We start from the raw sequence: 14,017 nt of genomic DNA, 5'->3' as shown, positions 1-14,017 counted from the left end.
GCTGACCGCCCGACCTACGACCATGTGGCACAACGCGCGCCTGCTCAACCTGATCGCCTCAGCGCTCTATGCGCTGGTGGCGCTCATGGCGCTTGGCGCCGGCCTGCTGTGGCTGGCGCAGCGGCCCGTTTTCGCCATCACGCACGTGGAGCTGACGTCCACGGACGGCAGCCAGCTGCGCCACGTGAACGCGCCGAGCGTGCGGGCCAACGCGCTGAACAAGCTGTCGGGCAATTTCTTCACGCTCGACCTGAACGCCGCGCGCCAGGCGTTCGAATCGGTGCCATGGGTGCGCCATGCCAGTGTGCGGCGCGAATGGCCGAACGGGCTGGCCGTGCAGGTGGAAGAGCACGAGGCGCTGGGCACCTGGGGCGGCACGGACAGCGGGCGGCTGATCAACACCTATGGCGAGGTGTTCGTCGCCAACACGGCCGAGGCCGAGGAAGACGCCCAGTTGCTGGCGCTGGACGGCCCGCCGGACAGCGAGGAAGACGTGGTCGCCAAGCTGGAAACGATGCGCGAGTGGTTCAGGCCGATCCAGGCCGAGCCGCTGGCGGTGGCGCTGTCCGGCCGCTATGCGTGGCGGGCGCGGCTGTCGAACGGGATGGTGATCGAGTTCGGCCGCGAGCAGAACGACGAGGACCGCGGTGCCATGGAGGCGCGGGTCAAGCGCTTCGTGGCGTCGTGGCCGCAGCTGACGCAGCAGTGGGGCAAGCAGATCGAATACGCCGACCTGCGCTACCCCAACGGTTTTGCGATCCGCACGGCGAACGTGCGCTTCCTGACCGAGGACCAGGCGAAGGCCGCGGCCAAGGCGGCGGCCAAGGAAGCAACGAAGGCGGCGGCAGCGGGTGCCGCCCAGGCGGCTTCGGCCGGCCACTCCAACAACAATCCGACGCGACTCAAGAGTAAGAACGCGGAGAAAACTCGATGAGCAAGGAATACAAGGACCTTCTGGTCGGTCTCGACATCGGCACCTCGAAGGTGGCGGCCGTGGTGGCGGAACTGCGCCCCGACGGCAGCTACGAGGTCATCGGGATGGGCCAGTCAGAGTCCAAGGGTTTGAAGAAGGGGGTCGTGGTCAACATCGAGGCCACCGTGCAGTCCATCCAGCGCGCGCTGGAGGAGGCCGAGCTGATGGCCGACTGCAAGATCGCCGAGGTGTTCACGGGCATCGCCGGCAGCCATATCCGCAGCTTCAACTCCAGCGGCATGGTGGCGATCAAGGACAAGGAGGTCACGCAGACGGACGTGGCCCGCGTGATCGAGACGGCCAAGGCGGTCAACATCCCGACCGACCAGCAGATCCTGCACATCCTGACGCAGGAATTCATCATCGACGGCCAGGAAGACGTGCGCGAGCCCATCGGCATGAGCGGCATCCGGCTGGAGGTGAAGGTGCACATCGTGACCGGCGCGGTCAGCGCGGCGCAGAACATCGTCAAGTGCGTGCGCCGCTGCGGGCTGGAGGTGCACGACCTGATCCTGCAGCCGCTGGCGTCGAGCCTGGCCGTGCTGACCGAGGACGAGAAGGAACTGGGCGTGGTGCTGGTGGACATTGGCGGCGGCACCACCGACATCGCCATCTTCAGCGAAGGCGCGATCCGCCACACGGCCGTGATCCCCATCGCCGGCGACCAGATCACCAACGACATTGCCATGGCGCTGCGCACCCCGACGCCCGACGCCGAGGACATCAAGATGCAGTACGGCATTGCCAAGCAGGCCATTGCCGACCCGGAAGACATGATCGAGGTGCCCGGCGTGGGCGACCGCGGCACGCGCACGCTGAGCCGCCAGGCGCTGGCCGCCGTGATCGAGCCGCGCATCGAGGAGCTGTACTCGCTGGTGCACCAGGTGGTGCGCGAATCCGGCTACGAGGAGCTCCTGTCGTCGGGCGTGGTGATCACGGGCGGCACGGCGATGATGCCGGGCATGGTCGAGCTGGGCGAGGACATCTTCCTGAAGCCGGTGCGCGTGGGCGTGCCCGAGTATCGCGGCAACCTGCACGAGGTGGTGAAGAGCCCGCGCTATTCCACCGTGATGGGCCTGCTGCAGGAAGGCTGCGTGCAGCGGATGCGCGGCCGCAAGGTGGCGGTGCAGAGCGGGCAGGTCAAGCAGGTGTGGACACGCATGAAGGAATGGTTTGTTGGCAACTTCTGAGCCGCAAGCGTGTCAGGAAATTCTTAAGTGCAACGCGCCTGTTGCAGTCAGCGGATCGGCGCGTGGCACGTTGAGCAGGATCAGGCAGTTTTTCAGCAGTATTGGCGAGTAGTTCTTTGATGGTTTCTTGTTCAGGAACCAAGGGTTGCGGCGGGGAGGCCGCAGCGTTTGGGGACTGATTTTTCTCGGAGGCAGTGATGGACTTTGACATGATCGAAACGGAGATTCAGGACGGCACCATCATCAAGGTGGTGGGCGTGGGCGGCGCGGGCGGCAATGCCGTGCAGCACATGATCAGCCGTGGTGTGCAGGGCGTGGAATTCATCTGCATGAATACCGATGCCCAGGCGCTCAAGCGTTCCACGGCGTCGCGCGTCCTGCAGCTCGGCAACACCGGCCTGGGCGCCGGTGCCAAGCCCGAAGTGGGCCGCAACTGCGCCGAATCGGCGCGCGAGCAGATTGCCGACGCGCTACGCGGCGCCCACATGGTCTTCATCACTGCCGGCATGGGCGGCGGTACCGGTACCGGTGCCGCGCCGATCGTGGCGCAGGTGGCCAAGGAAATGGGCATCCTGACCGTGGGCGTGGTCAGCAAGCCGTTCGACTTCGAAGGCGCACGCCGCGCCAAGGTGGCCGAACATGGCTCGGGCGAGCTGGAAGCGTCGGTGGACTCGCTGATCGTTGTGCTCAACGAGAAGCTGTTCGAGGTGATGGGCGACGACGCCGAGATGGACAAGTGCTTCCAGTGCGCCGACGACGTGCTGCACAACGCCGTGGCCGGCATCGCCGAGATCATCAATGTCGACGGTCTGGTGAACGTCGACTTCGAGGACGTGAAGACGGTGATGGGCGAGCAGGGCAAGGCCATGATGGGCACGGCAACCGTGTCCGGCGTGGACCGCGCCCGCCTGGCCGCCGAGCAGGCCGTGGCGAGCCCGCTGCTGGAAGGCGTGGACCTGTCCGGCGCGCGCGGCGTGCTGGTCAACATCACGGCCAGCCGCTCGCTGAAGCTGTCGGAAACCAAGGAAGTCATGAACACGATCCGCAGCTACGCCGCGGAAGACGCGACCGTGATCTTCGGTACGGTGTACGACGACTCGATGGGCGACGCGCTGCGCGTGACCGTGGTGGCGACGGGCCTGGGCCGTTCGGCCAAGAAGCAGCAGCCGATGACGCTGCTGAAGACCGGCACGGACAACATCCCCGTGCAGATGATGGCCGGCCTGACCGCCGCGCCGGCACATGCCTCGCCCGACTACAGCAACCTGGACACCCCGGCGGTGTGGCGCAGCTCGCGTGAGTCGGCATCGGCCCACGTCGCGGCGCTGCAGGAAAAGGGCGTGGACACGTACGACATCCCGGCCTTCCTGCGCAAGCAGGCAGACTGAGTTGGGCTCCGGCGGGGCGGCGGCTGCGGCCGTGCGCCTGGCAGGTTGTCCGAAGTCCGTCACGCATCGCCTGGGCGCTCCCTATCCGCCCGGCGATAGCCTGGACTGACGTCGCCCGTCAGCGCGCACGGCGAATAGCCGCCGCGCCATGCCGCATGTCGTCCGTCGCATCCCGTTGCCGGGCAGGCAGGCCATCGGCCGCCTCCCCGGACTGGTTTCCCGCCCTCCCGGCGGCGGGATGTCTCCGCCCGCGCGGCGCGTTCCCGTAACGCGCCGCGCGGCGTTTCGACCGTACAAGGTATGCCCGCTGCACACGCATGGCCGCACGGCCTGTCGCGACCCCATTCCGCGACGGCATTCGGTCTATGATGCAGGCAGGTTTCTCCCCCCTGAAGGACAATTCCCATGATCGCCGTTGGCCAGCGCGTCCCCGACGCCACGTTGTACGAGTTCTTCGAGACCGAGACCGGCGGCTGCGCGCTCGGTCCCAATGCGTTTCCAGTGGCCGAACTGGTCAAGGGCAAGAAGATCGTGGTGTTCGGGCTGCCCGGCGCGTTCACGCCGACCTGCTCGGCCAAGCATGTGCCCGGTTTCGTCCAGTTGAACGATGACCTGCGCGCCGCCGGCGTGGACGAAGTGTGGTGCCACTCGGTCAACGACGCATTCGTGATGGGCGCCTGGGGTCGCGAGCAGAATGCTGGCGGCAAGGTCCGCATGATGGCCGATGGCGCCGGCGAATGGGCGCGCGCGCTGGGCCTGGACCAGGACTTGAGCCAGCGCGGCCTTGGCGTGCGTGCCAAGCGCTACGCGATGGTGATCGACGACGGCGTGGTGACCCACCTGTCGGTCGAGGCGCCCGGCGAGTTCAAGGTCAGCAGTGCCGAAGCCGTGCTCCAGGCGTTGCGTGGCTGACACGAACCGTGTCAGGAAAAGTGATTTATTAGGCTTTTCATTAACAATGCATAACACCCGGACACAAAGTGGTGCAGCGCAATACACTGACTGGTGGTAGCATCGCGTTATTGGAAATTTTGCCTAATAGCTTTTAATAATAGTTGAGGCCGTCATGCTCAAACAGCGCACTATCAAATCCGTGGTGAAGACGGTCGGCATCGGTTTGCACTCGGGTCGCAAGGTGACGCTGTCGCTGAGGCCGGCCCCCGCCGATGCCGGCATCGTGTTCACGCGCGTCGACCTGCCCGAGCCGGTGGAGATTCCGGTGGCCGCCAGCGCCATTGGCGACACGCGACTCGCCTCGGTCCTGCAGAAGAACGGCGCGCGCGTGTCGACGGTCGAGCATCTGATGTCGGCCTGCGCCGGGCTGGGTATCGACAACCTCTATGTGGACGTCGACGCCGAGGAAATCCCGATCATGGATGGCAGCGCGGCATCGTTCGTGTTCCTGCTGCAGTCGGCCGGGATCGAGGAACAGCCGGCCGCCAAGCGGTTCATCCGCGTCAAGAAAGCCGTGGAGGTGCGCGAGGGCGACAAGCTGGCGCGGCTGGAGCCGTTCTTCGGCTTCAAGCTGGCGTTCACGATCGATTTCCGGCATCCGGCCGTCGACAAGACCGGCCAGACGTTCTCGATCGACTTTGCCGATACCAGCTACGTCCGCGAGATCGCCCGTGCCCGCACGTTCGGCTTTGCCCACGAGGTGGAGGCGCTGCGCGAGATGGGCCTGGCCCGCGGCGGCAGCCTGGACAACGCGATCGTGCTCGACGAGCACCGCATGCTGAACAACGAGGAACTGCGCTACGGCGACGAGTTCGTGCGCCACAAGATCCTCGACGCGATCGGTGACCTGTACGTGGTTGGCCATCCGCTGATTGGCGCGTACATCGCCAACAAGTCGGGCCACGGCCTGAACAACCAGCTCCTGCGCGCGCTGCTGGCCGACCAGGAAGCCTACGAGATCGTGACCTTCGACAAGGTCGAGGAAGCGCCAGTGGCCTTCCTGCCGCAGGCCCAGCCGGCCTTCGCCTGATCTGCCCCTGGCGCCTGCGCCAGATCAAAACCCCCGTTCGCAAGAGCGGGGGTTTTTGTTTGGGGCATGCGTTACGCGGCCACGGGCACCGGCGGCTTGGGGCCGGCTACGGCCAGTACGATCCCCAGGGCGACGCCGAGCAGCGCGGCAAACAGGATCTGGGAGTCGGGCGGCAGCAGGAACGTCAGCGTGTGGGCCGGAATCCAGAACAGCGGGATGGTCTTCTTGATGACGAAGCCCCACTGGGTCTGCCAGTCGAGTGCCTTGAGGTGGTCCGCAACGGCGATCGGCCGGCACAGCGCCCGCAGGCCGCCCCGATGGCGGGCGATATGCATGTCGGTGACCTTGTGCGCGGTCATCATCACCGGCGAGAACGTCAGGTTCATCAGCGTGCTGATGACCAGCGCGCCGGCCAGTTTCAGCGCCGTGAACTCGCCGGCCATGGCCGCGACCACCCCGTCCAGGCCCAGGTACTCCGCAAAGTAGGGCGCGCCGACGGCGAAGACCTTGAACGCCATGCTGATGAACAGGCCAAGAATCCCCCAGACCACGATCCTGGGCACGATGCCGAAGTCCCGCCCCGGATAGTGGCCGGTCCGTATGCGCTGCCCGATGACCTCGCCCAGCGTCGCCAGGAAGCCAAACTTGAAGAACGCCATCACCATGCCGTGCTCCGCATTGACGGTCTTGTAGGCCGCCAGCCAGTCGGGGAACACCGCGAACGGCACCAGCACCAGGCAGAGCAGCGCGGCCAGCGCAAGGTCCTGAAGTTTCATCGCCGGGCGCCGGTCACTTCAGGTAGCGCTCGGCGAGCGCGCACCAGTAGGCGGCGGCTGGCACCAGGCACTTGTCGTTGAAGTCGTAGCCGGGGTTGTGGACCATGCAGTAGCCGGGCTGGTCGCCGCTGCCGATGATCATGTAGCTACCGTTGGGGTGGGCTTCCAGCATGAAGGCGAAGTCCTCGCTGCCGGGCAGTTGCGGGGCGTCGGTGTGCACCTTGTCGGCGCCGAACAGCTCGCGCGCCACCTGGGCCGCGAACTCGGTGGCCTCGCCGCCGTTGACCAGTACCGGGCTGCCGTTGACGTGCGTGACCTCGGCGGTGGCGCCGAAGCTCTGCGCCTGCAGTTGCGCAACTTCGCCAATCCGCTTGAGCAGCAGCGTCCGGACGTCGGGATGCAGCGAGCGGACACTGAGTTTCATCAGCGCCTTGCTGTTGATGATGTTGGGCGCCTCGCCCGACTGGATGCTGCCGATGGTGATTACCGCCGCCTCGAACGGCGAGACATTGCGCGAAACAATGCTCTGCAGCGCCGTGCCGATATGGCACGCGACCAGCGTGGCATCGATTGCCTTCTCGGGGATCGCGCCGTGGCCGCCGACGCCCTGGATTTCGATGTGCAGCGTGTCCGACGACGCCATGAACGCGCCCGGCCGGAAGTAGAACTCGCACTCCTTGAAGCCGGGCATGTTGTGCATGGCGAAGATCGCATCGCACGGGAACCGCTCGAACAGGCCGTCGTTGACCATGACCTTGCCGCCGTACAGCAATTCCTCGGCCGGCTGGAAGATCAGGTTCAGCGTGCCGTCGAAATTGCGCGTCCTGGCCAGGTACTCGGCGGCGCAGAGCAGGATGGCGGTGTGGCCATCGTGGCCGCAGCCGTGGAATTTGCCGGGTACCGTGCTGCTCCATGCCTTGTGGCTGGCCTCCATGATCGGCAGCGCGTCCATGTCGGCGCGGATGCCCAGCCGCTTGCCGCCGCTGCCGACCTTCAGGGTGCCCACCACCCCGGTCTTGGCCAGGCCGCGATGCACGTCGTAGCCCCAGCCTTCGAGCAGCCGGGCCACCAGGTCGCTGGTGCGGGTTTCCTCGAACCCGATTTCCGGGTGCTGGTGGATCTCGTGCCGGATCTGGACGAACTTGTCCTCGGTCTCGGCGATGGCATTCAGCATGCGTTGGTACATGGCGCTTCTCCTTTGATCGGTGCAAAGGGCCGTGAGCACGACCGAATCCATTCTATGGGCCGGGAAGACGCACCAAATTGCCCGGCGTCATGGTTTGGCCGACGACGGGCGAGAGGGAAGGATCAGCGGCGGGAGGCGGGTTCAGCGGTGGCGCGCCAGCAACGCGCGGACGGCGTCCTTGAGCGGCGAGTCGTCGAGGTCGCGCGCGAGCGCGTCCATGCTTTGCAGGCCGGCCGGCGGCAGATTCTGCGTGCGCGGCTTGCGCTCGACCGGGCCGGTGTCCCAGTCCGCGCGGCCCACCTCGGGCTGCACGCGCACCCGGATCGCCGTCACCTGCGAGCCGCGTTGCTGCAGCCGGGCGAGCAGGGTGGGCACCACCTGCCGGACCCGCGCGGCGGCCGCACCGTGGGCTGCCAGCAACAGCAGCGTCTGCTCGGCCTGCGGCCCGCGGTTGTCGGTCTTGACGCCGGCCACCGCGATGCCGCCGCGCAAGGCGGGCGGCAGCAGCGCAAAGACCTCCGCTTCCAGCGACGCCAGTTCCCGCGCCGTCCGCATCAGGGACGACACAGGCCCGGACTTGGCCAGCCAGTCGTTCAGCGGCTTGGCATTGGGCGTCTGGAGGGCGTGGTGGGTGAACATGCGCATGCGCGCATTCTATCGCGCAATCCCGGCCGGACACGGGCCGAAATGCGCGGCCGCCCGCCCGGCCGCGTGTGCGCGATGTGCCACTGGGAGGGCGCCGTGCCGGCCCGCCGGAACATTGCGGTGGCCGCGCCAGTCCCAACCTGCTGGACGGGTCGCCGACGCGTTCGCGCCCGGCTGTCGGTCCGTGCAGAATCTGCGCCTGCCACAGGCCCGGTCAGGACTTCGGCACATGATAAACTCGGCGTTTTGCGCCAATCTACCCATTGCCCGCGCGGATCTGGCCGGACGTACGCCGGACTGCGGGGCAGGTGAAAGCACTCGATGATCACGGGCCTTCTCAAGAAAGTCTTCGGCAGCCGCAACGAACGGCTGATCAAACAATATCGCCGCACGGTCGCGCAAATCAACGCGCTCGAGCCGAAGTACGAGGCGCTTTCGGACGACGAACTGCGCGGCATGACGGAGACGTTCCGCCAGCGCCATGCCGGCGGCGAGTCGCTCGATTCCCTGCTGCCCGAGGCGTTCGCGGTCTGCCGCGAGGCCAGCAAGCGCGTCATGAAGATGCGTCACTTCGACGTGCAGATGATCGGCGGCATGGTGCTGAACGACAACAAGATTGCCGAAATGCGCACCGGCGAGGGCAAGACGCTGACCGCCACGCTGGCCGTGTACCTGAATGCGCTGACGGGCAAGGGCGTGCACGTGGTGACCGTCAACGACTACCTCGCCCAGCGCGACGCCGAGTGGATGGGGCGCCTGTACAACTTCCTGGGCCTGTCGGTGGGCGTGAACCTGTCGCAGATGCCGCATGACCAGAAGCAGGTGGCCTACAACGCGGACATCACGTACGGCACCAACAACGAGTTCGGCTTCGACTACCTGCGCGACAACATGGTCTACGACCCGTCGCAGCGCGTGCAGCGCCCGCTGCACTACGCGATCGTCGACGAGGTGGACTCGATCCTGATCGACGAGGCGCGCACGCCGCTGATCATCTCGGGCCAGGCCGAGAACCAGACCGACCTCTACCAGCGCATGAACGGCATTCCGAAGCTGCTGGAGCGCCAGGTCGGCGAGGAAAAGGCCGACGGCACCGGCGTGGAGAAGCCCGGCGACTACTACGTGGACGAGAAGGGCCACCAGGTCTACCTGACCGAAGCCGGCCACGAGAAGGCCGAGCAGATCCTGGCCGCCCAGGGCCTGATCGGCGAGGGCGAGTCGCTCTACGCGCCGCAGAACATCACGCTGATGCACCACCTGTACGCCGCGCTGCGCGCGCACAGCCTGTTCCACCGCGACCAGCACTACGTGGTGCAGAACGACGAGGTGGTCATCGTCGACGAATTCACGGGCCGCCTGATGACGGGCCGCCGCTGGTCCGACGGCCTGCACCAGGCCGTGGAAGCCAAGGAAGGCGTGTCGATCCAGCAGGAAAACCAGACGCTGGCGACGATCACGTTCCAGAACTACTTCCGGATGTACGAGAAGCTGGCCGGCATGACCGGCACGGCCGATACCGAGGCGTACGAGTTCCAGGAAATCTACGGCCTCGAAGTGGTCGTCATCCCGACCAACCGCCAGGCCCAGCGCAAGGATTTCCAGGACCAGATCTACAAGACGTCCAAGGAACGCTACGACGCCGTGGTGCGCGACATCCGTGACTGCTACGAGCGCGGCCAGCCGGTGCTGGTGGGCACGACGTCGATCGAGACGTCCGAGTACCTGTCGGACCTGCTGAACAAGGAAAAGCTGCCGCACCAGGTGCTGAACGCCAAGCAGCACGAGCGCGAGGCCGAGATCGTGGCGCAGGCCGGGCGGCCCAAGATGATCACGATCGCGACCAACATGGCCGGCCGCGGTACCGACATCGTGCTGGGCGGCAACGTCGAGAAGCAGTCCGGCTTCATCGAGGCCGACGCGAGCCTGTCCGACGCCGAGAAGGCGTCGAAGATCGAGCAGCTCAAGGGCGAATGGCAGTCGCTGCACGAGCAGGTCAAGGCGTCGGGCGGCCTGCACATCGTCGGCACCGAGCGGCATGAATCGCGCCGGATCGACAACCAGCTGCGTGGCCGTGCTGGCCGCCAGGGCGACCCCGGTTCGTCGCGCTTCTACCTGTCGCTGGACGACCAGTTGCTGCGGATCTTCGCCGGCGACCGCGTCCGCGCGATCATGGAGCGGCTGAAGATGCCCGAGGGCGAGCCGATCGAGGCCGGCATCGTCACGCGCTCGATCGAATCGGCGCAGCGCAAGGTGGAAGGCCGCAACTTCGACATCCGCAAGCAACTGCTGCAGTACGACGACGTTGCCAACGACCAGCGCAAGGAAATCTACAAGCTGCGCAACGACGTGCTGGAAGCGCGGGACGTGGGCGACATGGTGGCCAACCTGCGCGAGAGCGTGCTGATCGAGCTGTTCCGCGACCACGTGCCGGCCGAGACGATGGAAGAGCAGTGGGACATCGCCGGACTGGAACAGCGCCTGCGCGAGGACTGGAACCTGGACGTGCCGCTGGCCAAGACCATCGAGGGCGCGCAGAGCATCGAGGACGACGAGCTGCTGAACCTGGTGCTGGGCGCGGCGCGCGACAGGTACGACGCCAAGGTGGCCCAGGTGGGCCGCGAGTCGTTCGCCGGCTTCGAGCGCTCGGTCATGCTGCAGAGCATCGACACGCACTGGCGCGAGCACCTGGCCGCGCTGGACCACCTGCGCCAGGGCATCCACCTGCGCGGCTACGCCCAGAAGGACCCGAAGCAGGAATACAAGCGCGAGTCGTTCGAACTGTTCGCCCGCCTGCTGGACGTGATCAAGAGCGAGGTCACGCGCGTGGTGTTCAACGTGATGATCCAGTCGCCGGAGCAACTGGAGCAGGCGTCCGAGGAGATCGAGGAAGGGCTGTCGCACCTGGAGAACGTCCAGTACAAGCACGACGAATTCGCCGAAGGCCGCGAGCCGGTGGAGCAGTCGCCGGTACGCAGCGGTGCCTCGGCGGCGGCCATGGCGGCCATGGGTGGCGACGTCGCGCTGGCCGGCATGCCGAAGGTGGGCCGCAACGACCCCTGCCCGTGCGGATCGGGCAAGAAGTTCAAGCAGTGCCACGGCAAGCTGAGCTGAGCCCGCCGCACGCCCCGCAGTGATAGAGAGACATGCCCGCTTGAGTCCGTGCTCAAGCGGGCATGTTCGTCAGAAGCATCGAAGATTTTGAGGAAACGCACATGCCCGTGAACTTGCCCCTGCCGCTGGCAGAGAACCTGAAATCCGTCGCTGGTGTCGAGCTCGGCTGGGCCGAGGGTGGCATCCGCAAGGCCAATCGCAAGGACGTGCTGGTGGTGAAGCTGGCCGAGGGCAGCACGGTCGCGGGCGTGTTCACGCGCAACCGCTTCTGCGCCGCGCCGGTGCAGGTGTGCCGCGAGCATCTGGCCGCGGGCGCCGGCATCCGCGCGCTGGTGGTCAATACGGGCAACGCCAACGCCGGTACCGGCGAGCCGGGCCTGGCCGCCGCGCGCGCCACTTGCAACGCCGTGGCCAGCCTGTTCGCGATTGGCGCGAACCAGGTGCTGCCGTTCTCGACCGGCGTGATCCTGGAACAACTGCCGCTGGACCGCCTGACCGCCGCGCTGACGCCGGCCATCGCCAACCTGCGCACCGACAACTGGCTGGCCGCCGCCGAGGCGATCATGACCACCGACACGCAGCCCAAGGCGGCGTCGCGCACGGTCCAGATCGACGGCAAGACCGTGACGATGTCCGGCATCAGCAAGGGCGCCGGCATGATCCGCCCAAACATGGCGACGATGCTGGGCTTCATCGCCATGGACGCAGCCGTGCCGCAGCCGGTGCTGCAGCAGCTGGTGACGCACGCGGCCGACCACTCGTTTAACAGCATCACCATTGATGGCGATACGTCGACCAATGACTCGTTCGTGCTGATCGCGTCCGGCCAGGCCGGCGTGACCGTGGACCGCACCGACGGCCCGGCCTTCCAGGCGCTGCGCGACGCCGTGACGTCGCTGGCCCAGGAACTGGCCCAGATGATCGTGCGCGACGGCGAGGGCGCCACCAAGCTGATGACGATCCGCGTGGAAGGCGGCAAGGACGTGGCCGAGTGCCGCCAGATCGCCTACGCCGTGGCCCATTCGCCGCTGGTCAAGACCGCGTTCTACGCGTCGGACCCCAACCTGGGCCGTATCCTGGCCGCCGTGGGCTATGCCGGCGTGGATGACCTGGACGTGGGCGGCGTGAACCTCTGGCTCGACGACGTGCTGGTGGCCCGCAACGGCGGCCGCAACCCCGAGTACCGCGAGGAAGACGGCCAGCGCGTGATGAAGCAGGCCGAGATCACGGTGCGCATCGCGCTGGGCCGTGGCCAGGCCGAGGCCACGGTGTGGACCTGCGACCTGTCCCACGACTACGTGTCGATCAACGCCGACTACCGTTCCTAAGCCGACCCTTTTCGTTTTCGCCCTGGAAGAAGCGCCCCATGTCCGACCTCGCCGCCCGCCTCGATGGCTTCCTCGCCCGCCTTGAACAATGGCTGCCGCCCGAACTGACCGATGCGGACTGGCAGGAGGCCGTGGCGTTTCGCTGGCGCAAGCGGCAGAGCCTGTTCGGCAACATCGGCTACCTGCAGGCCATCCGCCAGCTGCCGCCGATCCATCTGGACGACCTCAAGAACATCGACCGCCAGAAAGACGCCATCGTGGCCAACACGCGCCAGTTCGTGAACCGCCTGCCGGCCAACAACGTGCTGCTGACCGGCGCGCGCGGCACCGGCAAGTCGTCGCTGATCAAGGCGTGCCTGAACGAGTACGTGCAGCACGGCCTGCGGCTGGTGGAGGTGGACAAGGACGACCTGGGCGACCTGGGCGACATCGTCGAGAAGCTGGCGTCGCGCGCCGAGCGTTTTGTGATCTTCTGCGACGACCTGTCGTTCGAGGAGGGCGAGTCGGGCTACAAGTCGCTGAAGTCGGCGCTGGACGGCTCGGTGGCCGCGCAGTCGGACAACGTGCTGATCTACGCCACGTCGAACCGTCGCCACCTGCTGCCCGAGTACATGAAGGACAACGAGACCTACCAGCACACGGCCGATGGCGAGATCCATCCGGGCGAGGTGGTGGAGGAGAAAATCTCGCTGTCCGAGCGGTTCGGGCTCTGGCTGTCGTTCTATCCCCCGAAGCAGGACGAGTACCTGGCCATCGTCGGCCACTGGCTGTCGCATTTTGGCTGCACGCCGGCCGACATCGAGGCGGCCCGTGGCGACGCGCTGGTCTGGGCGCTGGAGCGCGGCTCGCGCTCGGGGCGCGTGGCGTGGCAGTTTGCGCGCGACTGGGGCGGCAAGCACGGCAAGCCGTTCGTGGCGGACAAGGCGTAAGCGGGCATGACGGGACACGCGGAAACCGTGACGACGCCCGACGGGCAGACGCGAAAGGTCACCGAGGTGGCCGTGGGCGTGATGATCCAGCCCGACGGCCGCTTCCTGCTGGCGCAGCGGCCGGCCGGCAAGCCGTACGAAGGCTATTGGGAATTCCCGGGCGGCAAGCTGGAACCCGGCGAGACCGTGGAGGCCGCGCTGGCGCGCGAGCTGCACGAGGAACTGGGGCTCGACATCGTGCGCAGCGAGCGCTGGCACACCCTGGAACACGATTATCCGCACGCCTATGTGCGGCTGTATTTCTGCAAGATCACCGACTGGCGCGGCGAGCCGGTTGGCCGGGAGGGGCAGGCGTTTGCCTGGCAGGCCGTGCCCGTGGACGTTGGGCCGTTACTGCCGGCCACCATCCCGGTGGTCGACTGGCTGGCGGAAGAGTCCCGCCACTGCTGACTACGCAGATAATTCATGCCCGGCCACAAGCCGGGCATTTTCGTTAACCATCCACAA

12 protein-coding genes are annotated in these 14,017 nt (G+C 66.7%); 9 read left to right on the top strand and 3 right to left on the bottom strand.

Features of this window, described 5'->3' with window-relative positions; translation table 11 throughout:
- Positions 1 to 22 precede the first annotated feature (22 nt).
- From QTN24_RS03995 to lpxC, 5 genes are all read left to right on the top strand, one after another.
- Positions 23 to 934, top strand: coding sequence for a cell division protein FtsQ/DivIB (locus QTN24_RS03995; protein WP_313835357.1), 912 nt, complete (start codon positions 23 to 25; stop codon positions 932 to 934).
- Positions 931 to 2,163, top strand: a complete 1,233-nt coding sequence (gene ftsA, locus QTN24_RS03990; protein ID WP_061955279.1) for a cell division protein FtsA — start codon at positions 931 to 933, stop codon at positions 2,161 to 2,163. Before QTN24_RS03995 ends, ftsA begins: the two co-directional genes overlap by 4 nt.
- Before the next feature lie 197 nt (positions 2,164 to 2,360).
- Entirely contained in the window at positions 2,361 to 3,551 is a 1,191-nt protein-coding gene (ftsZ, locus tag QTN24_RS03985) for a cell division protein FtsZ (RefSeq protein ID WP_124683205.1), read from the top strand.
- 405 nt (positions 3,552 to 3,956) lie between these two features.
- Positions 3,957 to 4,463 (top strand): peroxiredoxin, encoded by a 507-nt coding sequence (locus QTN24_RS03980; RefSeq protein ID WP_124683206.1) that lies wholly within the window; start codon positions 3,957 to 3,959, stop codon positions 4,461 to 4,463.
- Between the two features lie 154 nt (positions 4,464 to 4,617).
- A complete protein-coding gene (gene lpxC / locus QTN24_RS03975; RefSeq protein WP_313835356.1) occupies positions 4,618 to 5,535 on the top strand; it encodes a UDP-3-O-acyl-N-acetylglucosamine deacetylase in 918 nt (305 codons plus the stop codon).
- 71 nt (positions 5,536 to 5,606) lie between these two features.
- On the opposite strand, the gene QTN24_RS03970 is transcribed toward lpxC, so the two are convergent.
- The 3 genes from QTN24_RS03970 to QTN24_RS03960 all read right to left on the bottom strand — a co-directional run bounded on the left by QTN24_RS03970 (position 5,607) and on the right by QTN24_RS03960 (position 8,142).
- A complete protein-coding gene (locus tag QTN24_RS03970; RefSeq protein WP_313835355.1) occupies positions 5,607 to 6,311 on the bottom strand; it encodes a hypothetical protein in 705 nt (234 codons plus the stop codon).
- A gap of 13 nt (positions 6,312 to 6,324) precedes the next feature.
- On the bottom strand, positions 6,325 to 7,497 hold the full coding sequence (locus QTN24_RS03965; RefSeq protein ID WP_409558974.1) for a M20 aminoacylase family protein: 1,173 nt from the start codon (positions 7,495 to 7,497) through the stop codon (positions 6,325 to 6,327).
- Between the two features lie 141 nt (positions 7,498 to 7,638).
- Positions 7,639 to 8,142 (bottom strand): DciA family protein, encoded by a 504-nt coding sequence (locus QTN24_RS03960; protein ID WP_124683210.1) that lies wholly within the window; start codon positions 8,140 to 8,142, stop codon positions 7,639 to 7,641.
- Between the two features lie 321 nt (positions 8,143 to 8,463).
- On the opposite strand from QTN24_RS03960, the gene secA reads away from it, so the two are divergent.
- The 4 genes from secA to QTN24_RS03940 all read left to right on the top strand — a co-directional run bounded on the left by secA (position 8,464) and on the right by QTN24_RS03940 (position 13,960).
- A complete protein-coding gene (gene secA / locus QTN24_RS03955) occupies positions 8,464 to 11,253 on the top strand; it encodes a preprotein translocase subunit SecA (RefSeq protein WP_313835354.1) in 2,790 nt (929 codons plus the stop codon).
- Positions 11,254 to 11,354: 101 nt separating this feature from the next.
- Complete coding sequence (gene argJ, locus QTN24_RS03950) at positions 11,355 to 12,581, top strand: bifunctional glutamate N-acetyltransferase/amino-acid acetyltransferase ArgJ (protein WP_124683212.1); 1,227 nt, start codon at positions 11,355 to 11,357, stop codon at positions 12,579 to 12,581.
- Between the two features lie 38 nt (positions 12,582 to 12,619).
- Positions 12,620 to 13,510, top strand: a complete 891-nt coding sequence (locus QTN24_RS03945; RefSeq protein WP_313835353.1) for an ATP-binding protein — start codon at positions 12,620 to 12,622, stop codon at positions 13,508 to 13,510.
- A 6-nt stretch (positions 13,511 to 13,516) separates the two neighbouring features.
- The gene (locus tag QTN24_RS03940; protein WP_313835352.1) at positions 13,517 to 13,960 is read left to right on the top strand and encodes an NUDIX domain-containing protein; all 444 of its coding nucleotides are present in this window, start codon (positions 13,517 to 13,519) and stop codon (positions 13,958 to 13,960) included.
- Positions 13,961 to 14,017: the final 57 nt, after the last annotated feature.

It is taken from the genome of Cupriavidus sp. SZY C1, from assembly GCF_032190535.1.
Classification (GTDB): Bacteria; Pseudomonadota; Gammaproteobacteria; order Burkholderiales; family Burkholderiaceae; genus Cupriavidus; species Cupriavidus pauculus_C.
This window is presented reverse-complemented; position numbering and strand designations above follow the sequence as displayed.

Coding starts and splice junctions, on each gene's coding strand:
- QTN24_RS03995 (WP_313835357.1), top strand. CDS start 23: ATGTGGCACAACGCGCGCCTGCTCAACCTGATCGCCTCAGCGCTCTAT.
- ftsA (WP_061955279.1), top strand. CDS start 931: ATGAGCAAGGAATACAAGGACCTTCTGGTCGGTCTCGACATCGGCACC.
- ftsZ (WP_124683205.1), top strand. CDS start 2,361: ATGGACTTTGACATGATCGAAACGGAGATTCAGGACGGCACCATCATC.
- QTN24_RS03980 (WP_124683206.1), top strand. CDS start 3,957: ATGATCGCCGTTGGCCAGCGCGTCCCCGACGCCACGTTGTACGAGTTC.
- lpxC (WP_313835356.1), top strand. CDS start 4,618: ATGCTCAAACAGCGCACTATCAAATCCGTGGTGAAGACGGTCGGCATC.
- QTN24_RS03970 (WP_313835355.1), bottom strand. CDS start 6,311: ATGAAACTTCAGGACCTTGCGCTGGCCGCGCTGCTCTGCCTGGTGCTG.
- QTN24_RS03965 (WP_409558974.1), bottom strand. CDS start 7,497: ATGTACCAACGCATGCTGAATGCCATCGCCGAGACCGAGGACAAGTTC.
- QTN24_RS03960 (WP_124683210.1), bottom strand. CDS start 8,142: ATGCGCATGTTCACCCACCACGCCCTCCAGACGCCCAATGCCAAGCCG.
- secA (WP_313835354.1), top strand. CDS start 8,464: ATGATCACGGGCCTTCTCAAGAAAGTCTTCGGCAGCCGCAACGAACGG.
- argJ (WP_124683212.1), top strand. CDS start 11,355: ATGCCCGTGAACTTGCCCCTGCCGCTGGCAGAGAACCTGAAATCCGTC.
- QTN24_RS03945 (WP_313835353.1), top strand. CDS start 12,620: ATGTCCGACCTCGCCGCCCGCCTCGATGGCTTCCTCGCCCGCCTTGAA.
- QTN24_RS03940 (WP_313835352.1), top strand. CDS start 13,517: ATGACGGGACACGCGGAAACCGTGACGACGCCCGACGGGCAGACGCGA.